This is a genomic window from Rossellomorea sp. H136, from assembly GCF_056838065.1.
On sequence record NZ_CM166371.1, the window covers coordinates 4,293,147 to 4,319,272 of the forward strand.

The window sequence follows — 26,126 nt, forward strand, 5'->3', positions numbered from 1 at the left end:
ATTGTTGGTCTTTGAAAAGGGATTATTTATCGTTAAGAGCCACTACTCCAGGAAGTTCTTTTCCTTCCATGAACTCTAGTGAAGCTCCACCACCTGTAGAAATATGACTCATCTTATCAGCATAACCGAATTTCTCAACGGCTGCTGCAGAGTCACCGCCACCGATAACAGAATATGTATCTGTTGCATCAGCTAACGCCTCCGCTACGGCTTTCGTTCCATTTGCAAATGTTTCTAATTCGAATACACCCATCGGTCCGTTCCAGATTACAAGCTTAGAGCTTTTAATCGTATCCTGGAATAGCGCTCTAGTCTTAGGCCCGATATCAAGTGCTTCCCAATCAGAAGGAATCGAATCAATATCCACTTCCTTCGTATTTGCATCATTTGAGAAGTCATCAGCAACGACTACATCAACAGGCATAAGGAATTTAACACCTTTATCTTCTGCTTTTTTCATGAATTGCTTGGCTAAATCAATCTTGTCTTCTTCAAGAAGGGATTTTCCTACCTCATGGCCTTGGGCTTTCACAAATGTGTAAGCAAGTCCTCCACCGATGATCAGGTTGTCCACTTTATCTAATAGGTTGTCAATGACACCGATTTTATCTTTTACTTTTGCTCCACCAACGATCGCTGTAAATGGGCGTTCAGGGTTAGATAGAGCCTTTCCTAAAACGTCCAGCTCTTTCTCCATTAGAAGGCCTGCTACAGCTGGAATGTGCTTGGCGATTCCTTCAGTGGAAGCATGGGCACGGTGAGCAGCACCAAATGCATCGTTTACATAAAGATCAGCAAGAGCTGCAAATTCTTTTGCAAGTTCAGGATCATTCTTCGTTTCTCCCGGGTAGAAGCGGACGTTTTCCAGTACAAGAACGTCGCCTTCAGACATGTCGCTAATCTTGGATTGAACAGCATCACCATAAGCTTCGTCGGCTTTTGCTACATTATTCCCAAGAAGTTCGGAAAGTCTTTCGGCTACCGGGGTTAAGCGCAGTTCTTCCACCACTTCACCTTTAGGACGACCTAAGTGACTAGCCAGAATGACTTTCGCTCCGCCATCCACTAAGTACTTAATGGTAGGAAGAGCAGCTTGAATACGAGTTTCATCTGTAATCTTGCCTTCAGACATCGGTACGTTGAAGTCTACACGGCAAAATACGCGTTTTCCTCTTACATCGACATCTTTAATCGACTTTTTGTTCATCGTAAAAGGCCTCCTTTAGTTTTCAATTCCTACATCTTTTTCAAAAAAATAGAAATAGCAATAAGAAAAGGGAGAGGGGAATCTTCCCCGCTCCCCTTCATCACATCTTCATTATAGATGGTGGGACAAAATTTATCCATCAATCACCATGCTAATGATGTCAATTTACAAAACTTTATCGATTAAAGTCCTTTAGAAGCGATATAACCAGCCAGGTCTACTACACGGTTAGAGTATCCACTCTCGTTGTCATACCAAGAGATTACTTTTACCATGTTATCTTCAAGAACCATTGTAGATAATGCATCAATTGTAGAAGAAGCCGGGCTACCGTTGTAATCAGTTGATACTAAAGGCTCTTCGCTGTACGCAAGGATTCCTTTAAGATCGCCTTCAGCCGCTTCTTTAAGCGCAGCATTCACATCTTCAGCTGTTACGTTTTGATCAAGTTCAGCAACTAAGTCTACTAGAGAAACATTTGGAGTTGGAACACGAACCGCTCCACCGTTCAGTTTCCCTTTAAGCTCAGGAAGAACAAGAGATACAGCTTTCGCAGCACCTGTAGTTGTTGGAATCATGTTCTCAGCAGCTGCACGTGCACGACGGTAATCTTTATGTGGTAAATCTAAGATTTGTTGGTCGTTTGTGTAAGAGTGAATGGTTGTCATCATTCCACGCTTGATTCCGAATTTATCGTTAAGAACTTTAGCGAATGGCGCTAAGCAGTTTGTTGTACAAGAAGCGTTAGAGATAACATCGTGGCTATCTGCGTCATACTTGTCTTCGTTAACACCCATAACCACTGTGATGTCTTCATCTGATGCAGGAGCAGAAATAATGACCTTCTTCGCACCAGCTTCGATATGTTTCGCAGCGTCAGCACGCTTAGTGAAACGTCCAGTAGATTCAACAACGATATCTACACCAAGATCTCCCCACCCAAGTTGAGCAGGATCGCGCTCAGCTAATACTTTTACTTTTTTACCGCCAACTACAAGGTAGTCACCGTCAACAGTTACTTTCTCTTGAAGAGTTCCGTGAACTGTATCATATTGTAAAAGGTGAGCAAGCATGTTTGCATCAGTTAAGTCATTAACCGCTACTACCTCTACGTCGTTATTTTTAAGTGCTGCACGGAATACATTACGTCCGATACGTCCAAATCCGTTAATACCAATTTTTGTTGCCATGAATAATTTCCTCCTTTAGATAGTTAAGGATGATTTTTTATATTTCAAAAGGGCTTACCCTTTTAAAAGCTCTCTCGCTGCTCCTTCATCCGTGATGAGCACGGTTTTCGGTGGAGCACTCTTCATATACGCCCGAATCGCTTTCGCCTTCGAGCTGCCGCCTGCGACGGCGATGACGCTTTCGATGTGACTTAAATCTTCCAATTGCAGACCGATCGTTGGCACCTTATGTACCACTTCACCCGATTCGTTAAAATAATAACCAAATGCCTCCCCGACAGCATGACCATCTATGATTTTCTCAAAGTCCTCATCAGTGGTCTTTCGTCTTTCAGCCATTGTGATAGCATCTCCAATCCCATGGAGAACCATGTTAGCCGATTTGATCAAATTCAATACTTCTTTGATCATCGGTTCTTTCATGAAGGACTTGTATACCTCTTTACTAACCTGATCCGGCACATATAAAACACGATGTCGCGTTCTCGTATGCTCAGCCATCTTGGCACATATGGTGTTAGCCTGGTTTTTAACGTCTTCTCCAATTCCACCCCGAGCAGGAACAAACAAGGTAGAGTCAGAGAAATCCGGTGTAAGCATCTCTGCTACAGCGGCCATCGTCGAGCCTCCAGTCACAGCGATGATAGTATTTCCTTTCAGGCGACGTTTCATACTAGAAGCTGATGCACGCCCTAATTCTTCTTTTACCCAAGGAGACTCATCACTATTCCCAGGAACGATTACAATTTCATGAAGATTAAGTAAAGATTTTAATTCCTGTTCCATAACGTTGATTCCTGAAACTTCTCTCATCATGCTTTCAAGGCTTTCCAAAAGCTGAATGCCATCCTCCGTCATGATCATGCCAGAGGTTTTGATATCAATGAGATCTTGGTTGTTCAGAAACTCCACTTCGCTTCTCAGTACACGTTCGGTCAGGCCCATGTTCTGAGCAAGACTTCTGCGTCCGACTGGCTGCATGAACCGGATGGAACGAAGAATTTGATGCCTTTTTTGCATAACTTCAAGCAGGTCAGGTAATAATCGCTTTTGTATGTCAATTAAAGATTCCATAGATAAAAGCTCCTTCAAATGAAGTGAGTGGATATGATGGACTTTTTAAGTCCCGCATAGACATATTATGTCCCACTACCTTCAAAAAAAATTCATCCCTGCTTTCAAAATTCATTTTATCAGGGTATGAATCGTAATTCAACTAGAAACTATCGGGTTTTTTCATGTAAACGCTTGCTTAGCGTAAAATAATCAATTTGCCCATATTGGAGGATTTCCCCGTCCGACTCCACGACTGGAATCATCAATCCGAAACGTTCGGTCAAATCGTCACTTTCATCAATGTCGATTTCTTTTATTTCGAATCCAAGTTCATCCTGAAGTAACTTTAATGTAATTTTTGCGTCTTGGCATAGTCCGCATTGGTTTCGTGTATAGAATAGGACTTGTTTCATGCTTTTGCCTCGCTTTATTATTGGTTGAGAACTGGCTTGTACCAGGTACAAAATGAATTGAATGTACCTGGTACACGAGAGCGGGATTGTACCCTGGTACACCGTCTATTCATACCTCTTCCTCATCGTGGAAGAAGCAATTCCTAATTGATCGCGGTATTTCGCTATCGTTCTTCTAGAAACATCATACCCATTCTCCAATAATAGATTCACTATTTTCTGATCAGATAGGGGCTTTTTCTTGTCTTCTTTATCAATAAGCCTTTGCAGCTCATTTTTTACAGAAGTGGCAGAAGCTACTTCTGATTCATCGAGCTTGACCGATTTGATCGCCGAGGTAAAGAAGTACTTCAGTTCAAAAATCCCATATGGAGTTTGCATATACTTACCCTTAACAGCCCGGCTGATGGTCGATTCATGAACATCGATTTCGTCTGCCACCTGTCTCAAGGTCAATGGCTGAATCGCTGATGGTCCCTTTAAAAAGAAGGATTTCTGCTTTTCGGCGAGCATCTTCCCCACTTTCAGGATGGTTTGCTTTCGCTGGCGTAAACTTTGCAGCAGCCACTGGAAGTCCTGCTCCTTTTCCTGGAGATAAGACTGAACTTCCTTGTCGGGATGATGTTTCAGAAAGTCCGTATACTCTTCATTATAGGTGACATTGGTCGTAGTCCCGTCATATAAGGATACGGCTACCGTATGACCATCGATCACTTTTACAACAAGTTCAGGAATAATATATTCAGCGACATGCTGTGAATACTTTGAACCTGGTCTTGGGTTACAACACTGAATATAATCAGCCGCATGCTGTATGTCTTTTAATTCAACATTAAGTTCCCTGGCGATTGTTTTCCATTTCTTTTCGGCAAAAGCCTGAAAATGGTTTTCTATGATCATCGTAACCAGAGGAGGGACATTGGCTTTACGTTGCAACTGAAGAGATATACACTCTTGCAAAGATCTGGCTCCAATCCCGGCAGGCTCTAAATCTTGCAACCTATTAATATAGGCTCCCAGTTGAACCATCTCCAAATGATGGTTTTCAATGAATGATTCTTCATCTATACGTAAATACCCGTTGTCATCCAGGCTGTAAATTAGTTCTTTCATTACCTTTTCATCCCGAGAAGTAAGCGATTTCAAATTTAATTGAACAGATAATGCATCCGCAAGGGATCTCTTTGGCACGGAAACATATTCGTACCAATCCACCGTGTTTTCGCGATTGCCGGCGTTTCGTTTAAACGTGTGAGGTTCTCGTTGATGAAGGGGGTCTTGCTTAGGCGGTTCTATTTGTATAAGGGGATTCTCCAATTGCTTAGCTTCTAGATAAGCATTCAGTTCCATCGTAGAATATTGGAGGATGGTGATGGCTTGAGAAAGCTGTTGCGTCATTTGAAGTTTTAATTGTTGATTTTGAAAAAGTCCTGCTTTCAAATTCATGATTCTTTACCTCCCATTTATTTATTCTACAATAAAAAACGTTGTTCGTTAATGGGAATTAGTTGGTAGTTGGTGGGGTTGTACTATATATATGTCTCCCCATAACTTTCATAGCGTAGGTTTGTTTAAATAAAAACTGTAATAACAACAGGCTTTTTAGTAAATACAAATTAAAGTAAAGAATACTCAAAGAAAAAAAGCCCCAACGCTTGTAAAATATCCCTACAAACTCAGGAACTAATTTGAACTACAGTACACCCCCAGAGGGGATCGAACCCTCATTTCTCAGAACAGGAAACTTAAACGTATTTACAGCCTCCAAATGTCATCGGAGTATAATAGTGAGTATACTTGTCCTAAATATTTCTATAAGACACTCCCTTACGCTATAATATTTTTGGGAATTATTAAAGTGCCTTTTTTAAACTTCATCAACATCATCGGAAACTGGAACGAACCCAATAAGATGTGGTATGGAGTAAATTCCTTTTCGATTAGGAGGACCAGACAGCTCTAGTACAAATGTTCCACAACTTACTTTTTTGACGACACCTCTAATATTTGGCGGCCTACCAGCTGGTGGGGGTGCAGCCGTTATCAATTCAATTTCAATTCCTTCTTCCTTAGCCTTCATCAATGCGAACATCAATTCATTAAAGCTTTCTTCTTTTATCGACATCTACAATCACCCCCCTTCCTTAACTATATTATTAAGAAAATAGGATAATCGTGTGAGGAAAAAGTGGAGAATATTGGTTCTATTTTACGTAAAAAAACGAGGCTGGGATAGAACTAAAAAACCACGATAAAAAGACGAACAATAGAAGTGTAGGTTCTTCATACCGCTAATGATTTCCGTGCAAGACTACGCTTTCCGCGGGTAGCCCGTGAGCCTCCTCGGCAAGCCTGCGGGGTCTCACATAATCTCCTTTCCCGCAGGAGTCTTCGTCTTGCACTCCAATCAACCGCTGGAAACAGCTAAAATCAAATTTCGAAAATAAATAATAAACCCGAACAAATCTGCACTCTAAGAAGCAGGTTTGTTCGGGTTTGACTTAGGCTAAAAAACTTTTGTCCCAGCCTCGTCTCAAAGAGAGGATCTTATGTAGACCCCCAAATACAAAAAAGCTCCTATGCTTGTAAAAACTCATTACAAACACAGGAACCGGAACTCATTAGATTTAGTACGCCCTCGGAGGGAATCGAACCCCCATTTTAAGAACCGGAATCTTACGTGCTATCCGTTGCACCACGAGGGCATGAAATGAATGACTGTCACGAATATATATTATAAGCTAGAAATTGCTTGTTTGCAATACGTTTTATTGTTTAAAAAAGGAATGAGTGGGTATGATGTAGAAAGGATTTATATACAGTGTAATAAAGGAAGCGTTTAGTTTGACCTTTATTGACCATGGGTGTATGATTACAGTACAAAGTGAATAAGTTATTCAGAAAAATAAAAAAGGATTTCTAAGGAGGAACGAGGATGAATTTAATTCCTACAGTAATTGAACAAACAAACCGCGGTGAACGTGCGTATGACATTTATTCACGTTTATTGAAAGACCGTGTAATCATGCTTGGAAGCGGCATTGATGACAATGTGGCAAACTCTATTGTAGCACAGCTTCTTTTCCTTGAATCTGAAAACCCGGAGAAGGATATTTCAATTTACATAAACTCTCCTGGCGGAAGTATCACAGCGGGTATGGCAATCTATGATACGATCCAATACATCAAGCCTGATGTACAAACGATTTGTATCGGTATGGCTGCTTCAATGGGTGCGTTCCTTCTTGCAGCAGGTGCGAAAGGCAAGCGATTAGCCCTTCCGAACGCTGAAGTCATGATTCACCAACCACTTGGTGGAGCTCAAGGTCAAGCTACAGAAATCGAAATCGCAGCGAAGCGTATTCTATTCCTACGTGAAAAACTGAATCAAATCCTGGCTGATCGCACTGGTCAACCACTTGAAGTGATTTCAAAAGATACAGATCGCGATAACTTCATGACAGCTGAAAGAGCGCTTGAATATGGATTGATCGATCGTATCATCACTCGTAACGATATGAATAATAAGTAATCATGAAATCCCCCTTGCACAATTTCGCAAGGGGGTTTTTATTTTGACCCGCGGAGGTTTAGCGTCTAAAAATTTGAAACAGTGAACTGAAGGATTGATCCATTCTCGAAAGTAGAACTAAAAAAAGCCAATGACCACTCCCAGGTCATCAGCCTTTTCAAGGGTATGAAGTTGATCTTATGCTTCTTTTTGAACGAAACCTTCGAGGGCAACCAGTGCTTCTTCTTCGTCGCTTCCGTCCGCTACCAGCGTAATGGAAGTACCCGTAGAAATGGCTAAACTCATTAAGCCCATGATGCTTTTCGCATTAACCTTTTTCCCATCCTTTTCCAAGAAGATTTCAGATGAGAAGCGGTTCGCCTCCTGTACGAATAATGCAGCCGGTCGTGCTTGAAGACCTGTCTTCAATTTTACTTCTACTTGTTTTTCCACCATAATCATTTCTCTCCCCTTTGTCCTTATTTAGGTTTGAATCTTTTCTCCCGCCCTGAGTTTCTCAGCAAGCTGGTCAATTTTACGTAAGCGGTGATTAATCCCTGATTTACTGATAGTGCCGCCTGACACCATTTCCCCTAGTTCTTTCAACGTAACATCTTGATAATTCACTCGTAATTCTGCTATCTCCCTTAATTTATCGGGTAATATCTGTAAGCCTACATGCCTTTCAATAAACTTAATGTTTTCGACCTGTCTTAAGGCAGCACCGATGGTTTTATTCAGGTTAGCCGTCTCACAGTTTACAAGACGGTTAACGGAATTTCTCATATCCCTGACAATCCGTACATCCTCAAATCGCAGCAGGGCATTGTGAGCCCCGATGATATTCAAGAACTCCGTAATTTTCTCTGCTTCCTTCAAATACGTAATGAAGCCTTTTTTTCGTTCAAGGGTTTTACTATTCAACCCGAAGGAATTCATCAGCTCGGACAACGCATCGTTGTGTTCAGAATAAAGTGAAAAGATTTCTAAATGATACGATGAGGTTTCCGGGTTGTTTACCGAACCACCTGCAAGGAACGCTCCTCTCAAATATGAACGTTTGCAACATTTCTTTTTGATCAAGTCTTCCGATATATTATGGATAAAGGTGAAATTTTCACCCAGGATTTTCAGTTCTTCAAGAATCTTTTTAGTATCTTCTTTGATTCGTACAATGTAGACATTGTTTTTCTTCAGCCGCATCTTTTTTCGAACCAGAAGCTCTACCGGGGTGTCGTACCCCTTTTTGATCAATGTATAGATTCTTCTGGCAATGGCGGCGTTTTCGGTTTGAATATTGACGACGAGCATTTGATTTGAGAATGACAGCGAACCATTCATTCGGATCAATGCGGATAATTCTGCATTGGCGCAGCAATCTTTCACTTCAATATTGGTCAGTTCTTTTTTTGTTTCGGACGCAAACGACATCCCCATCACCTCCTAGCAAACGCTTGCACAACCTTATACAAAAGAAATTTTTGTAGTTTAGCTGGTTGATTTTTTAAGATAAGAATATATGATATCAGCGACCTTCTCCGTGTTATGGCGAACAAGATGGTTGTCATAGGAGAGAATCTCTTCTGCAATCACTTCTAAGCCCATGGATTTCAATTTATCTACATCAAAGTGGACAGGACTCGCTTGTTCTTCACTATATCGGGCCTGCACCTCATCGGGTACCTGCTTTTTGTTGACCAGGATATAATCAATACTTGGCGTTTCCAAATGATCATATAATGCCTTTACGTGATCACTTGCTGAATAATCCAATGTTTCCCCTGCCTGGGTCATGATGTTGCAAATATACATTTTCTTCGCTTTCGCCCTGCATACAGCATCGCCAATTCCCGGAACAAGAAGATTCGGTAAAATACTAGTATATAGGCTTCCCGGACCCATCACAATTAAGTCGGCTTCCTTTATTGCCCGCAAGGTTTCACCCAGTGGCTTGATGCAATCCGGCTTTAAGAAGACCCTTTTGATCTTCTTACCGGCTTTCGGAATGGTCGATTCTCCCGTGACAATCGTTCCATCCTCCATTTCCGCCTTTAAGATGACGCTTTGATTGGCTGAGGGCAGCACCTTCCCCTTCACGTTCAATACCCTGCTCATTTCCTGAATCGCATGGACAAAATCACCTGTAATGGAAGCAAGGGCTGCAATAATCAAGTTTCCTAAAGCATGGCCGGAAAGTTCATTCGTTGTTTCAAATCGATGCTGAAACATTTGTTCCACCAGTGGCTCCACTTCTGAAAGAGCAGCCAGGACATTTCGTATATCTCCCGGGGGAGGAATATCCAGGCTGTCACGCAAACGTCCGGAACTGCCACCGTCATCTGCGACAGTGACAATGGCCGATATATCAATAGGGTGCCGTTTCAATCCCCGGAGAAGGACCGGTAAGCCCGTTCCTCCTCCGATCACGACGACCTTGGGTGTATGTGTCATGTTGTTAGACCCTTTCTCTTCTGAATATCCCGATGAGAAATTTTCGTTTGATAGTCATTTTCAAAATGATGGCCAAGATACTCTGCCAATGCAACCGACCGATGCTGCCCCCCAGTGCATCCTATCGCTACCACAAGCTGGCTCTTTCCTTCCCGCTTGTATTGAGGAAGCATGAATGACAATAAATCGGTTACTTTCTCGATGAATTTATTCGTTTCATTCCATTTCAATACGTAGGTGGACACTTCTTCATCCAATCCCGTTTTCGGTCTCATATGATCGATATAGTGAGGATTTGGCAGGAAACGTACATCAAACACCAAATCAGCATCGATCGGGATTCCGTGCTTGAAACCGAAAGACACGACATTCACCGTGAAAATCGTCTTCTTGTTCACCGAGAATTCCGTTAGAATCTTTTCCCGAAGCTCTCTTGGCTTCATGGTTGAAGTCGTATAAATTAACTGCGCACGTCCTTTTAACTCTTCAAGGAGCTCTCTTTCCTGACGAATCCCTTCAAGAGGCAATCCTGAAGGAGCGAGCGGATGAGAACGGCGCGTTTCCTTGTATCGTCTGACAAGAGAAGAATCATCTGCATCAAGATATAAAACCTGCGGTGTCACCCAGGAGGTTTCCGCTAATTCATCCAGTGCTTTAAATAGATGATCAAAGAATTCCCTTCCCCTAAGGTCCATCACAAGGGCGACCTTATTCATTTTATTACCGGACTCTTTCATCAGTTCCAAAAATTTTGGCAGAAGAGTCGGCGGCAGATTGTCCACACAGAAGAATCCCAAATCCTCGAAGCTCTGAATGGCAACCGTTTTACCAGCTCCGGACATCCCTGTTATGATTACTAATTGAACATCGTTTGTAGAACCTGTACTCATACTCTTCCCCCGCTTTTATCGTAATGTTGTATTTAAAAAGTTCGTTGATCAACTTGGATCTAATCGATAAGACAATAACTTAAAATCAGGAGTATAGGTAAACGTTCCATAAATCGTATTTTTCCCGTGTAAGAGGTAGTCCAGAATATGATAATCTCCTTCAGCCATCGGAAGGTTCTTAATATCCTCAATCGGATGCCATTTAATCTTACCTTCTTCCGATTCCTGAAGGTTGACCCCATCCGCTTCGGTTGCAAAGAAAGAAAACATCATCCACTCCGATTTAATCTGATCGCCTTCTTTAATAATGAATGTAAAGACACCTTTCAAATCAGGATTCTTTAAATAGATGCCCGTTTCCTCACGATACTCACGAATGACAGCATCCCGGATTGATTCGCCGGACTCCATTTTCCCACCTGGAGCGACCCACCAATTCCTTCTTGGCTTTTGGAGAAGGAGCACCTTGTCTCCATCCAGATATAAACAATTTGTGACACGTTGCACTACCTTCACCTCGATCTTGATGATTAGGGAGCCAATGAATACACTAGTCCCACTTTCAGTCATTCTCATTCCTTATATTATACTATGATTGTAGACAAGCTACAATGTCTTGGCTTGTTGTTTGAAGGTTGTCGATTGAAATCGAAAGATATTGGGACATGTTTCTACAAGAAGAGGGATAGGTACAGATATATATGTGGCACTATAACAGGGGAAAAAGCAAGCAAAAAAAATAGACACAGGCGAGTCCTGTGTCGTCTACGGGATTTATTACTTAAAAGGGGGTCAATTTCTTATTCTCTATATTACCCGAAAATTGTTTCACTAGTGTTACAACAGATTTAAAACGGTATTACGGAATTGTTAATGTATCACAGTGGAATTTGCGAATTACGACGAACGCTGTAAGAACCTGTCATTTTCCGGTTAAAAGTCATAATTCTTCATAATTTGATCCGCCATTAATTCGTATCCCTTACCATTGGGATGAAGAGAATCATGGAAATAGTTTTCCTTGGACTTCCCTTTAAACAACGGATTGGTTGAAACGTACTTTACGTTCTCGTGTTTTTCGGCTTCTTTCATCATGGACTTATTCCAATCATCGACGTACGCTTCGATTTTATCACTGTCTTTATCAGGGTATGGATTGTATAAGCCCAAAACGATGATGTCCGTTTCTTTATTCGCAGTTCCGACAATATTCAAGATCTTATCCAGGTGGTCCAGATAGTCCTTTTTCGCCTCCACGATTTCTTCATGGTGTAAAGGGAACAGATCCCCACCATTATTCTTTATTAAATCATTGGTACCAATGTTGATGATATATACGTCTGCTTCACTTAAATCCTCCACGACCTCCGGCTTAACGATCTGCCCCAGCAGCTGATCCGATTGCTGCCCCGGTACTCCAAGGTTTTGAAAGTTATATGACATCTTTGTATGTTTTTCATTTACTTTCTCTTCTAAACGCCCGATATATCCTGCTTCTTTTTTATCCCCATACCCATAGGTGAGGGAATCTCCCAATGCGATCACCCGTTTATTAGATGATGACTTGGTCTCATCGGCAAAAAAACTAAAATACACGATGGGGATAAGTGCAACCAATGCCACTAAAGAAACGATTTTCCATATTTTCATTCATGATCCGACCTTCCGAAATAAACTAGGATGACTTTCATAATGTTGGTTATTCCCTTTTGTGAAGGTTGTAACCCTGTTTATTTATGGAAGAAATGAACCGTTGGAATCGCTTTAAGAGGTCCGTCCCCCTTACTTCTTCTGAACCCCAAACCGCGCATTGAGCTGACCTCTTATCATTTTTTGCTTTGCTTCTTTTCTCTCTTTTCTGGATAGTTCATGCTTGATTTCTTTCGTGGTGACCCCTTCTTCTCGCTGGTCGGCAATGTCCATCAATCGTTCCACGTCGGAAAAGGAGTACTTGCGATAGCCCCGATTGGAACGTTGTGGAAAGATCAGATTCTTCTCTTCGTAATAGCGGATCTTTCTCTCGGTCAAACCAGTCAATTCACTGACGACACCGATCGATATTACTTTTTTATCCTTATAGGAAGGCTCATTGTCCACGTTCTCCTCATCCTCCTAAGCAGGGAATATCTTGATTATACATGTCTCTCTTACGGATTTGGCCTATTATGTTAGAAAACCTGACAAAGAATTCTAAATTGGAAGAAAACTTTACAAGGTAGATGATTTTCTATGGAGATCCACTTACACTACCCTTAAGAACCCAAAAGGAGTGAACACGGATGCCATTTTTACGTGAAGCCGTTGAACGACAGAGGCAGCAATTTATTCGTCGGTTAGTAAAAGCTGGTGTTTACAAGCCATGTGATGAGAGGTTGAAGAAGCTGACGCTGTCGGAATTGGTGTATGTGTTTAATAAGCATAAGAAAAGTTGAATTCATCAAAAAAAGCCTTACGAAGGAAATCTCCCTTCGTAAGGCTTTCTTGATTAACCGTTTTTGACTTTTTCTTTCAGCTCTTCAATATAATGCTGAGCCGTTTGAGCGGCGATACTTCCGTCACCTGTTGCTGTAACGATTTGGCGAAGTTGTTTTTCGCGGACATCTCCGGCTGCAAAGATTCCTGGAACCTTTGTTTCCATTTGTTCGTTTGTTTCAATGTAACCTTCAGAGTTGATGATTCCAAGGTTAGCAAATGGCTTTGTTAGTGGAAGCATTCCAATGTAGATGAAAACACCATCCGCTTGGAAATCAGTTTCTTCTCCATTTTCAGTGGATACAAGGGTCACACTGCCTACTTTTCCATCTTTATCATTGATTTCTTTCACCGTATGGTTCCAGATGAAATCAACTTTATCGTTATCAAAGGCGCGCTGTTGCAGGATCTTTTGAGCACGAAGCTCACCGCGACGGTGAACGATCGTTACTTTGTTAGCAAATCTTGTCAGGTAAACCCCTTCTTCTACAGCGGAGTCTCCTCCACCTATAACAACAAGGTCTTTTCCTTTAAAGAATGCTCCATCACATACTGCACAATAAGATACTCCGCGCCCGCCAAGCTCTTTTTCACCGGGTACACCGATTTTTTTGTACTCTGCACCCGTTGTGATGATCACGGCACGGGCTTTAAATTCTTTCGAACCGGTTTTGACAATTTTAAACTCTTCTCCGTCAACGATCTCTTTAATATCTCCGTATGCGTATTCCGCACCGAATTTCTTCGCATGATCAAACATTTTATTAGAAAGATCAGGTCCCAGAATATGGTCGAAGCCTGGGTAGTTCTCCACTTCTTCCGTATTCGCCATTTGTCCGCCCGGTACTCCTCTTTCAAGCATAAGCGTTGAAAGACTTCCACGTGACGTATAAACAGCTGCAGTCATTCCTGCAGGGCCTGCACCTACAATGATTACATCATAAATTTTTTCTTCAGACATAATGACATTCTCCTTCCGAACAGTCGTAAGCATATTCTTTATTAAAATACTATGGTTAGAGGTAATAATGGTGCTTGAGCCTTCCACCCATAGTATTAACTTCCTACACCTATCCTATAAAAAACAAGGTCACATCGTCCAAAAATATGCTCACGGAAGGTAACTTTCAACGACTGAGATGTATTTTGTCAGCGTACTTGCAGATAAATTGAATCGATCACATAGCTGCTTCTTCGTGACCTTTTCATTTCGCAGCCGATTCCATACGAATTCTGTTGCCGCTGCAAAAGCTTTGGCATTCTTGAAGGTTTCCCGTTCTTTTATCCCTCTATAGGCGATCGTAAACCAAGTAAGGAACAATCCGGACTCTACGCTCGTGATCGGTCGATGACCTCCATAAAGGTGCAGAGCCACTTGATGCATATTCTGAATCTCCTGGTTCACCTTAATCGAGCTATTTCCGTTGCTATTTAACACTTGTGCTAAATAAACCTTTTCGACAATGGACAGGTCCTCCACATCACAAAAGTCAGCGTGGGTGAGGATAGCTCTCTGATTATCCGAAATAGACGTAAGAAACAGACCGAATAATTTCTCTTCCGTATATTCACTTTGAAGCTTCTTCAAAATCGATGTGACATGATTTTCGAAGCCCTCTTCCTGCTTTTTATCGTTCCAAGGCTCGAGTCCCTCTTTTTCAGGGTTGATTTCTAATACCCTTTTCCACGCATTACGGGCTGTATCCTCATGCCCCGTTTCATAAGCAGAATAAGACAACCAATAATAGAAGCTCGCATCGCCCTCGAAGCCAATCTTCTGAAGGGACTTCAACCAATCATAAGCACGCTTCGAGTGACCAACCAACGCAAACGTAGCCCCCAGCTTGTAACGATGCTCATGAAGTAAGGGACGGACCTTCTCAAGCCCCTGAATCAATTCATCCAACTCGGCATGACGCTTTTGATAGAAATAAAAAACAGCCGTATTGCACAGGGCATGAAGATTTCCAGGATTCTTCTCCAGCACCTCTTCCAACGTAGCAGCTGCTTGATCGACTTCTCCTAAATAGAAGTAGGCAAGTGCTAAATTATTATAAGCTGACCAGAATTCCGGATAGTCTTTAATGACCTTCTGTAAAGTTTCCACGGCTTTTTGAAAATGCCCTGATTCAAGAAGATCTCTTGCTTTCTCCTGTTGGACGATAAGCTCATCATGCTCGTATAAATCGTCCACAATCAGATCGGAATCGAGCTCGAGAAGCTCTAATAAGTCTTCTGCGTCTTCAACGAATTCACCATATTCTTCTTTGTCAAGATAAGCTGAAACCTGTTCGTACGCCTCTTTAAATAAGCCTAAATGGGCATAATTATTGGCCAGAAAATAATGACATTCTGCCATACGGGGATCCAGATCATCCAAAATTTGATGCAATAAATCATTTGAATGCTTATATTCACCAAGCTCTGTATACACAATCGATAATTGACAGGCAATCATCGGTTCTACTGGTTCTAATTGAAATGCTCTATTTAAATATTTTAATGATTTCTTAAGCTCTCGACGTTGATAAGCCTTCATCCCTTTATTGTAGTAATACTCGCCAGTCGGGACAAAAGACAACACTTTCGCTTGCTCACTACCTAATTTTGACCCTATTCTCATCAAAGTCCTCCGAAACGTTCATAGTATAACTACAGTAGTATATCATACAATCCCCCTGTACTAAACTACCATATTTTGAGGGACGGACCTTTGCGCGTGCGCAAGGTCCGTCCCTCAGGGAGTTATTTATTATGACGTTCCACAAGGACTTCTAACACATCTTCGAGTGGAAGTTTTTGTTCTCTTAAAAGGACGAGTACGTGGTAGAAAAGGTCAGCGACTTCCCATTTCAGTTCTTCACTGTCTCTGTTTTTCGCAGCGATGATCACTTCTGACGCTTCTTCTCCTACTTTTTTAAGGATTTTATCGACACCTTCTTCAAAGAGGTAGGTCGTGTATGCTCCATCTGGCCTCTCGATTTCACGATTTTCAATGAGTTTTTCCAGAGTGAGGAGGATATTTTCTGTTGATGATTTCTCCTCACCATACACTCCTTCATGGAAGCAGCTTTCTTCACCTTTATGACACGCAGGGCCTTTCTTATCAACGAAGACAAGGATGGCGTCTTTATCGCAATCCCACGTGATATTTTTGACGGTTTGGGTGTTCCCGCTTGTCTCACCTTTATGCCACAGCTCCTGGCGTGAACGGGAGTAAAACCACGTTTCTCCTGTCTCAACCGTTTTTTTGAGAGACGTTTCATTCATATAGGCCAGTGTTAAAACCTCTTTTGTCGAAGCGTCCTGGATGATGGCAGGTACCAATCCTTTATCATCGTACTTCACGGATGCGATCCAATCGTCATTTGTCATCGTACATGCACCTCCTGTTCTCTTAAGTAGCTCTTTACTTCTTCCACGCTCGTTTCTTTATAGTGAAAAATGGAGGCTGCAAGTGCCGCATCGGCTTTACCTTCTGTGAATACTTCTTTGAAGTGCCCCGCATTTCCAGCACCGCCTGAAGCAATCACCGGGATCGAAACTGCTTCGCTGACTGCCTTCGTCAGGGCAAGGTTGAACCCCTGCTTCTCTCCATCGCTATCCATGCTTGTTAACAAAATTTCTCCCGCACCAAGTGATTCTACTTCCCTCGCCCATTCAACGGCATCCAGGTCTTTCAGCTTTCTGCCTCCATGGGTGTACACCTTAAAGCCTTTGCTCTCTTCATCGTATTTGGCATCGATGGCCACTACGATACATTGAGATCCGAAGTAATCCGCTCCTTCACGGACAAGCTCAGGACGCAGAACGGCTGCTGTGTTAAGGGAAACCTTATCTGCCCCTGCGCGAAGGATGGCTTTCATATCTTCTACTGAGTTAATCCCACCACCTACTGTAAAAGGGATCGCCAATTCCGCAGCTACACGCTTAACGACTTCCACCATCGTTTTCCGTCCCTCATGTGAGGCTGAAATATCCAGGAAGACGAGTTCATCGGCACCTTGCTCATCGTACACCTTAGCAAGTTCAACAGGGTCTCCTGCATCTCTCAGCTCTACAAATTGAATGCCTTTTACCACCCGGCCGTCCTTCACATCCAAGCAAGGGACAATACGTTTCGTTAACATGCCTTCACCTCATTTACAGCCTCACTCACCGTGAACTTCCCTGTATAAAGTGATTTTCCGCAAATCGCCCCGGAGACGCCCTGGTTTTCGTATTGTTTTAACGTTTTCAAGTCTTCCAATGAGCTAATGCCTCCAGAAGCAATCACTGATTTCCCTGTTTGTTCAGCAAGATCCACAACCGCTTCAACATTGGGACCAGATAGCATTCCGTCTGTGGCAATATCGGTGAAAATGAATATTTCTGCACCGGCTTCGGCCAGTTCTTTTCCAAGATCGACAGCTTTAAGGGCGGATGTTTCCAACCAGCCATGAGTGGCAACATAGCCATCCTTTGCATCAAGTCCAATGGCAATCTTATCACCATATTCCGACAGCCATTCCTTCACTAATTCTGTGTTGGAAACAGCGATACTGCCAATGATCACACGATCCACACCTCGGTTTAAATAGTGCTCGATGTCCTCTTTTGACCGGATCCCTCCCCCGATCTGCACCTTGGCATCCAGCTTTTCAGCAACGGCGATCACAAATTCATCATTGATCCGGGAGCCTTCCTTTGCCCCATCAAGATCCACCATATGAATCCATTCGGCCCCTTCATCAGCGAATTTCTTCGCCATATCAAACGGAGAGTCTCCATAAACCGTTTCCTGATTATAATCACCTTGAATGAGGCGAACGCACTTTCCGCCCCTCATATCGATGGCTGGATAAATCGTAAAACTCATGAGACCGCCTCCATCACTCGTTTTGTAAAGTTTTCTAACAGTTTCATTCCAAGCTCCCCGCTTTTTTCAGGGTGAAACTGCATTCCGTATATATTTTCCCGACTTACGACTGCCGGGATTTTCACTCCCGCATAATCAGCACTCGCTTCGATCACGTCTTGGGATCCTTCGTGCACATAATACGAATGAACGAAGTAAACATAGCCTTCAGATAACCCTTCTAAAAGAGGGGAGTTTTTTTGGTAACGCAGAAGATTCCACCCCATGTGAGGGACTTTGAATGAGTTACCTTGACTGTCCTCTTTTGGGATGTGAAGCACCTCACCTGGTAGAAGAGCCAATCCTTTTGTTGATCCATTCTCCTTACTTTCTTCAAAGAGGAGCTGCATGCCTAAACAAATGCCTAAGAGCGGCTTCCCGCTTTGGGTAAAAGTGAAGATGGTTTCTTTTAAATGTGTGGTTTCGAGAAGATTCATAGCATCTTTAAATGCTCCCACTCCCGGTAAAATCAACCCATCTGCGCTCAGTAATTCCTCTTGTTGATCACTGATAAAATAAGGAATGTTCAACCGTTCAAGTGCTTTACTGACGCTGAACAGATTGCCCATCCCATAGTCTACAATGCCGATCATGAATTATAACATTCCCTTCGTTGACGGAACCCCTTTTACCCGGGGATCGATCATGGTTGCTTCATCCAAGGCACGTCCCAGTGCTTTAAAGATTGCTTCAATGATATGGTGGGTATTGTGACCATAATGAACGATGACATGAAGATTCATTCGTGCTTCAAGAGCAAGCTTCCAAAGGAATTCATGAACAAGCTCCGTATCGAAGGTCCCGACTTTCTGACTTGGAAGTTCTGCACGGAACTCGAGGTGCGGACGGTTACTCAGGTCCACCACGACTTGGGCAAGAGCTTCATCCATCGGAACCATGGCTGAGCCGTAACGCTTAATCCCTTTTTTGTCTCCCAGTGATGCAAGTAACGCCTGTCCCAAGCAAATGCCGATATCTTCAGTGGTGTGATGGTCATCCACTTCAATATCGCCATTTGCCTCAATCGTACAATCAAATTGCCCATGTTTTGTGAACAAATCCAGCATATGACTCATGAATGGGACGCCTGTCTCTACTTTAGAGTTTCCCTCTCCATCGACTCCAAAATTCAAACGAATATCCGTCTCATTCGTCTTTCGCACAATCTCTGCACTTCTCACCATGATGTCCTCCTTTTTGGAGGGACGGACCTCATGGAGGTCCCTCCCTCTTCCCTATTTGTCTTGATCGAATCGAATCTCCACTGCCCTTGCATGGGCTTCAAGACCCTCCAAGCGGGCAAGTTTTGCGATTTTTTGATAATTTTGCTGCAGTGCTGTTTCACTATATGAAATGACACTTGTCTTCTTCATAAATTCATCTACATTTAACGGACTTGAAAAACGTGCTGTCCCGTTCGTCGGGAGTACGTGATTAGGTCCTGCAAAGTAATCACCTACAGGCTCCGAGCTGTAACGGCCAAGGAATATCGCTCCGGCATGACGGATTTTCGCCATCGTTTCAAACGGCTTCTCCGTTAAAATTTCCAAATGCTCCGCTGCAAGTTGATTCACAACATCGATTCCTTCTTCAATATCTCTCGGCACGTAGATGACTCCGAAATCATTGATGGACTGACGGGCAATGTCTTCTCTTGGAAGAGAAGAGAGCTGTCGTTCCACCTGTGTCGATACCTCTTCAGCCAGTGAAGATGAATTCGTCACAAGAACGGCAGAGGCAAACACATCATGCTCTGCCTGTGAAAGAAGGTCTGCGGCAATTTCATCCGCACGCTGATTCTCATCGGCCAGAATCACGATTTCACTCGGGCCGGCGATCATATCAATATCCACATCACCGAATACTTCGCGTTTAGCCAGGGCTACATAAATGTTCCCCGGTCCTGTTATTTTATCCACAGGAGTGATGGATTCCGTTCCATACGCCAGTGCGGCTATGGCTTGGGCACCGCCGACTTTAAAGATGTCTTCCACTCCGGCAATTTTAGCTGCAACCAACACGCCGGCAGATAGTTTCCCATCATTTCCAGGAGGAGAAACCATCGTGATTCGTTTGACTCCAGCGACTTTAGCAGGCAACACATTCATTAATACAGAGGATGGATACGCAGCTGTTCCACCCGGCACGTACACGCCGACTGAATCAAGGGGGGTCAGCTTTTGGCCAAGCATGGTTCCATCCTCTTTCGTTGTAAACCATGAAGATCTTTTTTGTTTCTCATGAAAGTCTCGGATATTATCGGCAGCTTCTTCAATGATCGAGATCATCTCAGAATCCAGAGAAGCGAAGGCTTCCTCTATCTCACCTTGAGAAACACTGTAGTCTTCTAATTGGACACCATCAAATTTCTTCGTATATTCACGGACTGCCTGGTCGCCATTTTTCTGCACAGAAGAAATAATCCCCTGAACCGCTCTTCGCTGCTCCTCCGTACCACTATCGACCGAGCGCTTAATCGACGCCCCGCTTATATCCTTCACAATCTTCATCACATCCACCAACCTTCGAGAGGGACGGACCTGCTTACGAAAGCAGATGCCGTATTCCCTATGTAATCTATATTTGGAGGGACGGACCTTGCCTGAATGAACAAGCATCCGAACCTCAAATTCTCTTTATTAGTATTGATATTCCTGTATTGACCTGCTCCAGGCAAGGTCCGTCCCTCTTACCCGATGATGCGTGTCAGCCGGGTGACGAGGTCTTCTATTTTTTCGTCTTTCATTCGGTAGCTGACGGGGTTGACGATAAGTCTGGAGGTGATGTTAACGATGGTTTCGTATTCCACCAGTCCATTTTCTTTCAGGGTTCTTCCCGTTGAAACGATATCGACGATGCGATCAGCAAGTCCGATTAATGGAGCAAGCTCAATGGAACCGTTTAGTTTAATAATTTCCACTTGTTCACCCTGCTCACGGAAATAGGATGACGCAACATTCGGATATTTCGTAGCAATTTTCGGTGCCACATCACTCATTTTTGTATCCGGCAGTCCTGCGACCGCCAAGTAACAGCCACTGATCCGCAAATCAAGCAACTCATATACGTCTCGCTCTTCTTCCAACATAACGTCCTTCCCGGCAATCCCTAAATCAGCGACTCCATGCTCCACATATGTCGGAACGTCCATGGGTTTTGCCAGGATGAATCGTAAATCTTCCTGGGGAACTTCGATGATCAGCTTCCTTGAGTCATCAAATTCGGGCGGCAGATTGTAATCTGCCTTCCTTAATAGTTCCACGGCTTCTTCAAATATCCTGCCTTTAGGCATGGCAATGGTTAACGCACTCATGATGTTTCACCGCCTTTCGGGTCCTGTCCCACAACAAAGTGCACATTGCTGAAGCCCTTCGTAAACTCGTCCACATCTCCTACGCCTTTCCAGTTCTGCAGCACCACTTGGACTCCCTCACTTCGCAGCTCATGAGCAATACCGATAGCCTCTTTCCTGCGCTCATCACTAAACAGCACACATTGCTGAAGAGTGGAAGTTAACTCAACCTGCATCGCTTCAAGAACATAATCAAGACGCAATCCAAAGCCTGTCGCACCGGAGTTCTTTCCGAATTTTTCAAGTAGCTTGTCGTAGCGGCCGCCATTTCCGATCGCAAACCCTACATTTTCTCCGTACACTTCAAATAAAATACCTGAATAATAACTCATGTGGCTCACCAGGCTCAAATCGAACTTCACAAATTGCTCCACTTCGTAATCTTTTAAAATACTCCAAAGATCTTTCAGCTGTTCTAATGCATACAGTCCTTTTTCCCCTTCTAGAAGAGAATGGGCTTCACCCAGAACATTTTCTGATCCCCGTAATTGCAAGAAACGGAACAATCTCTGCTTATCAATGGATGAGAGAGCCAACTCGTTGACATGCTGGCGATATCCAACATAATTCTTTTCATATAAGTATCTTCTTAACGTATCCGCCCGTTCTTCTGTCCCGACGATTTGAGTGAACAGCTCCTGCACAAATCCGATGTGGCCGATGGAAATCTTGAAATGTTCCAATCCAGCTTCTTTTAATACCGAAACCATCAGGGCAATCACCTCAGCATCGGCACTGACTGAGTCGTCACCGATACATTCAATTCCCACTTGTTCAAATTCTGCGGGACGCCCGCCTTCCCGCTGCTGGGCCCTGAACACAGAATTCGAGTATGCCAATCGCAGCGGTGCTTCATCCTTTAATAATTTTGACGCGGCAATCCGGGCAATCGGCGCTGTCATATCCGGCCTTAACACAAGGGTGTGACCCTGTTGATCCAGAAGCTTGAATAGCTGCTGATCTAATATCGCCGATGCCTCACCAACTGTTTCATAATATTCAAGGCTGGGAGTCTCAATAAACTTGTAACCCCACAGTTTCATCACCTGTTCCATATTCTTTTTCGTCTGATCTTTGATTTCATATAAATCAGGGAATGTATCTCTCATTCCCAATGGCTTCTCGAACATGAATAACTTAGTCATAAGAACCACCTTTGGTGTATTAATTCATCTATTTTCCCCCGATTTGAGGATTGCTACTAATTCTCGATTATTCAGAAATCCTTTAGTTCGCTAATGTGCTAATAAAATAAAGTTATTTGTAGTGTAGCGTTTCTTTTTTTATTCGTCAACCGTTTGATTTGTGGATTTTCAGGGATTGGTTAATAGTACGTTGCTTACATAGTAATTGGACGAACATTTACCACAGGTATTGCAATCGTGATCATTTCACTGGGCATGGAGTAGTTGATTTCCGCTACAGGCGCTCGCTTTCCGCGGGGCGTGAGTTGAACCTCCTCGTGTTTTGCCCTGCGGGGTCTCAACTTTCCCGCTATTCCCGCAGGAGTCGAGCGCCTTCCACTCCAATCAACTTTCTGAGAATCGGTTACTTAATAAAAAATCATAAAAACAACAATCTATTTTAAAACATCCTTTACAAAACAAAAAAGGCAAAAATAGAACTCATTCTATCTTTGCCTTTTCCCTTATTCTTCTTTTTTCAATCCGTAGATTGCATCTTCTCGCCAGCGTGCGGCGAGTTCCTCTTTAGTGTAGATGATCCTCATTGGGTTACCACCTATGAACGCTCCTGCCGGGACGTCTTTATGTACGAGGGTTCCTGCTGATACGATGGCTCCGTCGCCAATCTGAACACCCGGTAATATCGTGGTGTTTGCCCCGATCATCACTTCCGATCCGATTTCCACATCACCTAATCGGTATTCCTTGATTAGGTATTCATGGGCCAGGATCGTCGTATTGTACCCGATGACCGTATTACGCCCAACGGATATTTTTTCCGGGAACATAACGTCTAGCATCACCATCAGGGCGAATGACGTGTGTTCACCGATCTTCATCTTCAAAAATTTCTTGTACAACCAATTTTTCATCCCCAAAAAGGGTGTGTACCTTGCCAGTTGAATCACGATGAAATTTTTGACGACCTTCCCGAAAGGAACGGTTTTGTAAACATGCCAGAGAGAATTTGCTCCTTCTACAGGGTAGCGGGTCGTTCGTCTCATGCAGTCGGAACTCCAACAATCGGTAATAAGTCTTTCATATTATCCAGCATGAAGTCCGGTTCGTAGTGGGCCAGATGCTCTCTCCCCTTCGCACTCCACGCGACACCTGCCGATAGCACTCCTGCATTTTTCCCGGCTAAAATATCGTGGTGATTGTCACCGATCATAATTGCTTCTTCAGGTGAGGACCCCAATGCTACGAGAGCTTTCTCAATCGGTTCAGGATGCGGCTTCGCGTTCTCGACTTCGTCCAGGGTGATGATGACTTCAAAGAACGGACGAAGATTCATAAGGTCCAATCCTTTTAACACAACATCACGGATTTTCGTTGAGACAATCGCTAATTTGTATCCATTTTCGTAAAGGGCTTGAACGGTTTCATACACCCCTTCAAACTCAGTGACAAGTGCGTCATGATGCTCATGATTATAAGTTCGGTAATGAGCACACATTTCTTCCATCATGTCAGGATTCAGTCCTCCAAATGACTCCTCTAATGGTGGCCCCATAAAAGGATGAACGTCCTTTTCTTCATACTGCCCCGGATAATAATGATTCAATGTATGCAAAAAGGAAGAAATGATTAAATCATTGGTGTTGATCAATGTTCCGTCTAAGTCAAATAATATTGTTGTAATCCTGCTCATAATGTCTCTCCTTTTCTTTCTTTGCATCGACCCTGTTCCAAATGTAAGCAACCGCCATCGTTAACAAAATCGCTGTGACAAGCCTGATGATCAGGAGTGGCAAAACAGGGATGCCAAGCGGGATAAAGATTAACGTATCCTCCACCACGGCGTGACAGGCGACTAAAAAGATGAAGGCAATCGTGACATCCTTCTTACTCACACCATCTTCTTTTACTGCCTGAATCATGACTCCTGCTCCGTATGCCAGCCCGATGACGAGTCCCGCCACCATCGTAGATGATGTATTTGCATTCATGCCCAGCGCCCGTGTGGCAGGGGACATCCATCGTGAAAAAACATCCATCCATTTCAGATCTTTCATCACTTGAATAATCATCATAAGAGGTATGACGATAAGAGCTAATTGCAAGACACCAAATCCCGCTTTTTCAAGTCCCAGGAGAATGATTTCCCCCCACCCGTCCGGCTCGGCTTGTTGTGGGGGCATCATTCCGTACTTGGCGATTTCAGACCCACCGTTCCAAACCAGATTGATGACAATCGCCGATACCAGGGCCAACCCGCCCCTAACTGCGACAATCAGCCAAATCTTCACGCCAACCTTTGCGGCTACCGTTGATTCAATGAACAAATTATGAGAGAAGGAGAGCATCACAGCAATGATGAATACTTCTTTCACCGTTAAATCAAGGGATAGGATCCCACCGATTCCTGCGTACAAGTTAAGAAAATTGCCCAATACAAGAGGAATGGCCGCATCACCTGAAAGCCCGATGAGTTTCATGAACGGAGAAATCTTCTCCATGACCCAAGGAAGGACAGGTGTATATTGAAGCAAAAACACGATCAGCGTGATCGGAAAGATGACCTTTCCCAGTGACCACGTTGTTTTCAAACCTGTGATTCCGCCATTTTTCAAAGATGATATCCACATACGCCCTACTCTCCTTTTGTTAAGCATTTACGCTATCCGTCTTTTCATCATATGCCTTCTTCGCAAGGCCGGCTTTTCTTCTGTAAAAGAATACACCAATCGCACCAATGATAAGAAGAATCGAAATCACTTGTGCAAATCGTAAAGAACCCAGCATCAGACTGTCCGTTCTCAATCCTTCAACAAAGAATCGACCGATGGAATACCAGATCACATATGTTAAGAACAGTTCTCCACGACGAAGACTGCTTGCTTTTCTTCTCAGGACAAGAAGAAGAATCAATCCGGCAAAACTCCAAAGAGATTCATATAGAAATGTAGGGTGGTAGTACACTCCATTAATATACATTTGATTAATGATGAAATCGGGAAGCATCAGGCTTTCAAGAAACGCACGGGACACTTCTCCACCATGGGCCTCCTGGTTTACAAAGTTACCCCAGCGGCCGATTGCCTGACCTAAAATAATGCTCGGTGCCGCAATATCAACGAGCTTCCAGAACGACAGCCCTTTTATTTTGGCAAACACGATCGTAGTAAGGACAGAACCGATCAATGCACCATGGATGGCGATTCCACCATTCCAGACTTTAATGATATCCCCGGGGTGATCGGCATAATAATTATCCCACTCAAAGATGACATAATAAGCGCGTGCACAAATGATAGCGATGGGAATGGCCCAAACGAGCAAATCGATGAATGTATCGGGGTGAAGACCCAGTCGTTTGCTCTCACGAATGACTAAATAGAGTCCTAATGCAATCCCAAGTCCGATGATGACACCGTACCAGTGTACTTGGATCGGACCGAGTGATATGGCAATAGGGTCGATTGGCGTAATGTTCTCGTTCATTTTGTCTCTCCTTTTTTTCCATTAAGATAGCATATGAATGTAAACTTCATTCACGTTCT

At 43.3% G+C, this 26,126-nt stretch carries 29 protein-coding genes and 1 tRNA gene; 2 read left to right on the plus strand and 28 right to left on the minus strand.

What is annotated here, in order from left to right:
- Window positions 1-22: 22 nt before the first annotated feature.
- The 7 genes from ACYH0O_RS21660 to ACYH0O_RS21690 form a co-directional block, all read right to left on the minus strand.
- Window positions 23-1,207 (minus strand): phosphoglycerate kinase, encoded by a 1,185-nt coding sequence (locus tag ACYH0O_RS21660; RefSeq protein WP_482630286.1) that lies wholly within the window; start codon window positions 1,205-1,207, stop codon window positions 23-25.
- Window positions 1,208-1,389: 182 nt separating this feature from the next.
- A complete protein-coding gene (gap, locus tag ACYH0O_RS21665; RefSeq protein WP_148970180.1) occupies window positions 1,390-2,397 on the minus strand; it encodes a type I glyceraldehyde-3-phosphate dehydrogenase in 1,008 nt (335 codons plus the stop codon).
- Window positions 2,398-2,451: 54 nt separating this feature from the next.
- Entirely contained in the window at window positions 2,452-3,471 is a 1,020-nt protein-coding gene (locus tag ACYH0O_RS21670; protein ID WP_148970181.1) for a sugar-binding transcriptional regulator, read from the minus strand.
- A 149-nt stretch (window positions 3,472-3,620) separates the two neighbouring features.
- A complete protein-coding gene (locus tag ACYH0O_RS21675; protein WP_482630287.1) occupies window positions 3,621-3,866 on the minus strand; it encodes a glutaredoxin family protein in 246 nt (81 codons plus the stop codon).
- A gap of 105 nt (window positions 3,867-3,971) precedes the next feature.
- Entirely contained in the window at window positions 3,972-5,312 is a 1,341-nt protein-coding gene (rpoN, locus tag ACYH0O_RS21680) for an RNA polymerase factor sigma-54 (RefSeq protein WP_482630288.1), read from the minus strand.
- 421 nt (window positions 5,313-5,733) lie between these two features.
- Complete coding sequence (locus ACYH0O_RS21685; protein WP_482630289.1) at window positions 5,734-5,991, minus strand: hypothetical protein; 258 nt, start codon at window positions 5,989-5,991, stop codon at window positions 5,734-5,736.
- Window positions 5,992-6,499: 508 nt separating this feature from the next.
- Window positions 6,500-6,571: transfer RNA gene (locus ACYH0O_RS21690), tRNA-Arg, on the minus strand.
- Window positions 6,572-6,801: 230 nt separating this feature from the next.
- On the opposite strand from ACYH0O_RS21690, the gene clpP reads away from it, so the two are divergent.
- Window positions 6,802-7,398 carry an ATP-dependent Clp endopeptidase proteolytic subunit ClpP gene (clpP, locus tag ACYH0O_RS21695; RefSeq protein ID WP_098352025.1) on the plus strand — a complete coding sequence of 199 codons (597 nt, stop codon included), beginning with the start codon at window positions 6,802-6,804 and terminating at the stop codon, window positions 7,396-7,398.
- A gap of 177 nt (window positions 7,399-7,575) precedes the next feature.
- On the opposite strand, the gene ACYH0O_RS21700 is transcribed toward clpP, so the two are convergent.
- The 7 genes from ACYH0O_RS21700 to ACYH0O_RS21730 all read right to left on the minus strand — a co-directional run bounded on the left by ACYH0O_RS21700 (window position 7,576) and on the right by ACYH0O_RS21730 (window position 12,815).
- Complete coding sequence (locus ACYH0O_RS21700) at window positions 7,576-7,833, minus strand: HPr family phosphocarrier protein (protein ID WP_148970361.1); 258 nt, start codon at window positions 7,831-7,833, stop codon at window positions 7,576-7,578.
- Between the two features lie 27 nt (window positions 7,834-7,860).
- On the minus strand, window positions 7,861-8,808 hold the full coding sequence (gene whiA / locus ACYH0O_RS21705) for a DNA-binding protein WhiA (protein ID WP_148970193.1): 948 nt from the start codon (window positions 8,806-8,808) through the stop codon (window positions 7,861-7,863).
- Between the two features lie 57 nt (window positions 8,809-8,865).
- Window positions 8,866-9,828 (minus strand): gluconeogenesis factor YvcK family protein, encoded by a 963-nt coding sequence (locus tag ACYH0O_RS21710; protein ID WP_482630290.1) that lies wholly within the window; start codon window positions 9,826-9,828, stop codon window positions 8,866-8,868.
- A complete protein-coding gene (gene rapZ / locus ACYH0O_RS21715; RefSeq protein ID WP_113969146.1) occupies window positions 9,825-10,718 on the minus strand; it encodes an RNase adapter RapZ in 894 nt (297 codons plus the stop codon). Before rapZ ends, ACYH0O_RS21710 begins: the two co-directional genes overlap by 4 nt.
- A gap of 48 nt (window positions 10,719-10,766) precedes the next feature.
- Window positions 10,767-11,225, minus strand: coding sequence for an 8-oxo-dGTP diphosphatase (locus ACYH0O_RS21720; RefSeq protein WP_148970362.1), 459 nt, complete (start codon window positions 11,223-11,225; stop codon window positions 10,767-10,769).
- A gap of 426 nt (window positions 11,226-11,651) precedes the next feature.
- Window positions 11,652-12,368 (minus strand): GDSL-type esterase/lipase family protein, encoded by a 717-nt coding sequence (locus tag ACYH0O_RS21725; RefSeq protein WP_482630291.1) that lies wholly within the window; start codon window positions 12,366-12,368, stop codon window positions 11,652-11,654.
- Between the two features lie 132 nt (window positions 12,369-12,500).
- Window positions 12,501-12,815, minus strand: coding sequence for a MerR family transcriptional regulator (locus ACYH0O_RS21730; RefSeq protein ID WP_148995369.1), 315 nt, complete (start codon window positions 12,813-12,815; stop codon window positions 12,501-12,503).
- Window positions 12,816-12,997: 182 nt separating this feature from the next.
- On the opposite strand from ACYH0O_RS21730, the gene ACYH0O_RS21735 reads away from it, so the two are divergent.
- Window positions 12,998-13,150 (plus strand): Fur-regulated basic protein FbpA, encoded by a 153-nt coding sequence (locus ACYH0O_RS21735; RefSeq protein ID WP_482630292.1) that lies wholly within the window; start codon window positions 12,998-13,000, stop codon window positions 13,148-13,150.
- A gap of 53 nt (window positions 13,151-13,203) precedes the next feature.
- Here ACYH0O_RS21735 and trxB read toward each other — a convergent pair whose 3' ends face one another.
- The 14 genes from trxB to lgt form a co-directional block, all read right to left on the minus strand.
- Window positions 13,204-14,151 carry a thioredoxin-disulfide reductase gene (gene trxB, locus ACYH0O_RS21740; RefSeq protein WP_482630293.1) on the minus strand — a complete coding sequence of 316 codons (948 nt, stop codon included), beginning with the start codon at window positions 14,149-14,151 and terminating at the stop codon, window positions 13,204-13,206.
- Window positions 14,152-14,301: 150 nt separating this feature from the next.
- Window positions 14,302-15,813, minus strand: coding sequence for a tetratricopeptide repeat protein (locus ACYH0O_RS21745; RefSeq protein WP_482630294.1), 1,512 nt, complete (start codon window positions 15,811-15,813; stop codon window positions 14,302-14,304).
- Window positions 15,814-15,935: 122 nt separating this feature from the next.
- Window positions 15,936-16,565: a bifunctional phosphoribosyl-AMP cyclohydrolase/phosphoribosyl-ATP diphosphatase HisIE gene (gene hisIE, locus ACYH0O_RS21750; RefSeq protein WP_482630295.1), complete on the minus strand. Its 630-nt coding sequence runs from the start codon at window positions 16,563-16,565 to the stop codon at window positions 15,936-15,938.
- On the minus strand, window positions 16,562-17,320 hold the full coding sequence (hisF, locus tag ACYH0O_RS21755; protein ID WP_482630296.1) for an imidazole glycerol phosphate synthase subunit HisF: 759 nt from the start codon (window positions 17,318-17,320) through the stop codon (window positions 16,562-16,564). Before hisF ends, hisIE begins: the two co-directional genes overlap by 4 nt.
- Window positions 17,314-18,048, minus strand: coding sequence for a 1-(5-phosphoribosyl)-5-[(5-phosphoribosylamino)methylideneamino]imidazole-4-carboxamide isomerase (gene hisA / locus ACYH0O_RS21760; protein ID WP_482630297.1), 735 nt, complete (start codon window positions 18,046-18,048; stop codon window positions 17,314-17,316). The genes hisF and hisA overlap by 7 nt, the downstream gene beginning before the upstream one ends.
- Window positions 18,045-18,680, minus strand: a complete 636-nt coding sequence (gene hisH, locus ACYH0O_RS21765; protein WP_482630298.1) for an imidazole glycerol phosphate synthase subunit HisH — start codon at window positions 18,678-18,680, stop codon at window positions 18,045-18,047. Before hisH ends, hisA begins: the two co-directional genes overlap by 4 nt.
- Window positions 18,681-18,683: 3 nt before the next feature.
- Window positions 18,684-19,271 carry an imidazoleglycerol-phosphate dehydratase HisB gene (gene hisB / locus ACYH0O_RS21770; protein WP_482630299.1) on the minus strand — a complete coding sequence of 196 codons (588 nt, stop codon included), beginning with the start codon at window positions 19,269-19,271 and terminating at the stop codon, window positions 18,684-18,686.
- A gap of 51 nt (window positions 19,272-19,322) precedes the next feature.
- Window positions 19,323-20,597, minus strand: coding sequence for a histidinol dehydrogenase (gene hisD, locus ACYH0O_RS21775; protein ID WP_482630300.1), 1,275 nt, complete (start codon window positions 20,595-20,597; stop codon window positions 19,323-19,325).
- Window positions 20,598-20,776: 179 nt separating this feature from the next.
- A complete protein-coding gene (gene hisG / locus ACYH0O_RS21780) occupies window positions 20,777-21,400 on the minus strand; it encodes an ATP phosphoribosyltransferase (protein ID WP_148995379.1) in 624 nt (207 codons plus the stop codon).
- Entirely contained in the window at window positions 21,397-22,584 is a 1,188-nt protein-coding gene (locus ACYH0O_RS21785) for an ATP phosphoribosyltransferase regulatory subunit (RefSeq protein WP_482630301.1), read from the minus strand. The genes hisG and ACYH0O_RS21785 overlap by 4 nt, the downstream gene beginning before the upstream one ends.
- A 503-nt stretch (window positions 22,585-23,087) precedes the next feature.
- Window positions 23,088-23,627 carry an acyltransferase gene (locus ACYH0O_RS21790; protein WP_482630302.1) on the minus strand — a complete coding sequence of 180 codons (540 nt, stop codon included), beginning with the start codon at window positions 23,625-23,627 and terminating at the stop codon, window positions 23,088-23,090.
- Window positions 23,624-24,274: a pyrophosphatase PpaX gene (gene ppaX, locus ACYH0O_RS21795; RefSeq protein WP_482630303.1), complete on the minus strand. Its 651-nt coding sequence runs from the start codon at window positions 24,272-24,274 to the stop codon at window positions 23,624-23,626. Before ppaX ends, ACYH0O_RS21790 begins: the two co-directional genes overlap by 4 nt.
- Window positions 24,246-25,211, minus strand: coding sequence for a nucleoside recognition domain-containing protein (locus ACYH0O_RS21800; protein WP_482630304.1), 966 nt, complete (start codon window positions 25,209-25,211; stop codon window positions 24,246-24,248). The genes ppaX and ACYH0O_RS21800 overlap by 29 nt, the downstream gene beginning before the upstream one ends.
- A 19-nt stretch (window positions 25,212-25,230) precedes the next feature.
- Window positions 25,231-26,067 carry a prolipoprotein diacylglyceryl transferase gene (gene lgt, locus ACYH0O_RS21805; protein ID WP_482630305.1) on the minus strand — a complete coding sequence of 279 codons (837 nt, stop codon included), beginning with the start codon at window positions 26,065-26,067 and terminating at the stop codon, window positions 25,231-25,233.
- Between the last annotated feature and the right edge of the window lie 59 nt (window positions 26,068-26,126).

Excerpts from the sequence above, each read along its gene's own strand:
- ACYH0O_RS21785 (WP_482630301.1), bottom strand. The coding sequence starts at position 22,584 with ATGACTAAGTTATTCATGTTCGAGAAGCCATTGGGAATGAGAGATACA.
- rpoN (WP_482630288.1), bottom strand. The coding sequence starts at position 5,312 with ATGAATTTGAAAGCAGGACTTTTTCAAAATCAACAATTAAAACTTCAA.
- hisH (WP_482630298.1), bottom strand. The coding sequence starts at position 18,680 with ATGATCGGCATTGTAGACTATGGGATGGGCAATCTGTTCAGCGTCAGT.
- ACYH0O_RS21790 (WP_482630302.1), bottom strand. The coding sequence starts at position 23,627 with ATGAGACGAACGACCCGCTACCCTGTAGAAGGAGCAAATTCTCTCTGG.
- ACYH0O_RS21685 (WP_482630289.1), bottom strand. The coding sequence starts at position 5,991 with ATGTCGATAAAAGAAGAAAGCTTTAATGAATTGATGTTCGCATTGATG.
- ACYH0O_RS21735 (WP_482630292.1), top strand. The coding sequence starts at position 12,998 with ATGCCATTTTTACGTGAAGCCGTTGAACGACAGAGGCAGCAATTTATT.
- lgt (WP_482630305.1), bottom strand. The coding sequence starts at position 26,067 with ATGAACGAGAACATTACGCCAATCGACCCTATTGCCATATCACTCGGT.
- ACYH0O_RS21700 (WP_148970361.1), bottom strand. The coding sequence starts at position 7,833 with ATGGTGGAAAAACAAGTAGAAGTAAAATTGAAGACAGGTCTTCAAGCA.
- hisIE (WP_482630295.1), bottom strand. The coding sequence starts at position 16,565 with ATGACAAATGACGATTGGATCGCATCCGTGAAGTACGATGATAAAGGA.
- whiA (WP_148970193.1), bottom strand. The coding sequence starts at position 8,808 with ATGTCGTTTGCGTCCGAAACAAAAAAAGAACTGACCAATATTGAAGTG.
- trxB (WP_482630293.1), bottom strand. The coding sequence starts at position 14,151 with ATGTCTGAAGAAAAAATTTATGATGTAATCATTGTAGGTGCAGGCCCT.
- gap (WP_148970180.1), bottom strand. The coding sequence starts at position 2,397 with ATGGCAACAAAAATTGGTATTAACGGATTTGGACGTATCGGACGTAAT.
- ACYH0O_RS21725 (WP_482630291.1), bottom strand. The coding sequence starts at position 12,368 with ATGAAAATATGGAAAATCGTTTCTTTAGTGGCATTGGTTGCACTTATC.
- hisD (WP_482630300.1), bottom strand. The coding sequence starts at position 20,597 with ATGAAGATTGTGAAGGATATAAGCGGGGCGTCGATTAAGCGCTCGGTC.
- hisF (WP_482630296.1), bottom strand. The coding sequence starts at position 17,320 with ATGTTAACGAAACGTATTGTCCCTTGCTTGGATGTGAAGGACGGCCGG.
- rapZ (WP_113969146.1), bottom strand. The coding sequence starts at position 10,718 with ATGAGTACAGGTTCTACAAACGATGTTCAATTAGTAATCATAACAGGG.
- clpP (WP_098352025.1), top strand. The coding sequence starts at position 6,802 with ATGAATTTAATTCCTACAGTAATTGAACAAACAAACCGCGGTGAACGT.
- hisB (WP_482630299.1), bottom strand. The coding sequence starts at position 19,271 with ATGGTGAGAAGTGCAGAGATTGTGCGAAAGACGAATGAGACGGATATT.
- hisG (WP_148995379.1), bottom strand. The coding sequence starts at position 21,400 with ATGAGTGCGTTAACCATTGCCATGCCTAAAGGCAGGATATTTGAAGAA.
- ACYH0O_RS21675 (WP_482630287.1), bottom strand. The coding sequence starts at position 3,866 with ATGAAACAAGTCCTATTCTATACACGAAACCAATGCGGACTATGCCAA.
- ACYH0O_RS21660 (WP_482630286.1), bottom strand. The coding sequence starts at position 1,207 with ATGAACAAAAAGTCGATTAAAGATGTCGATGTAAGAGGAAAACGCGTA.
- ACYH0O_RS21670 (WP_148970181.1), bottom strand. The coding sequence starts at position 3,471 with ATGGAATCTTTAATTGACATACAAAAGCGATTATTACCTGACCTGCTT.
- ACYH0O_RS21800 (WP_482630304.1), bottom strand. The coding sequence starts at position 25,211 with ATGTGGATATCATCTTTGAAAAATGGCGGAATCACAGGTTTGAAAACA.
- ACYH0O_RS21710 (WP_482630290.1), bottom strand. The coding sequence starts at position 9,828 with ATGACACATACACCCAAGGTCGTCGTGATCGGAGGAGGAACGGGCTTA.
- ppaX (WP_482630303.1), bottom strand. The coding sequence starts at position 24,274 with ATGAGCAGGATTACAACAATATTATTTGACTTAGACGGAACATTGATC.
- hisA (WP_482630297.1), bottom strand. The coding sequence starts at position 18,048 with ATGAGTTTTACGATTTATCCAGCCATCGATATGAGGGGCGGAAAGTGC.
- ACYH0O_RS21745 (WP_482630294.1), bottom strand. The coding sequence starts at position 15,813 with ATGAGAATAGGGTCAAAATTAGGTAGTGAGCAAGCGAAAGTGTTGTCT.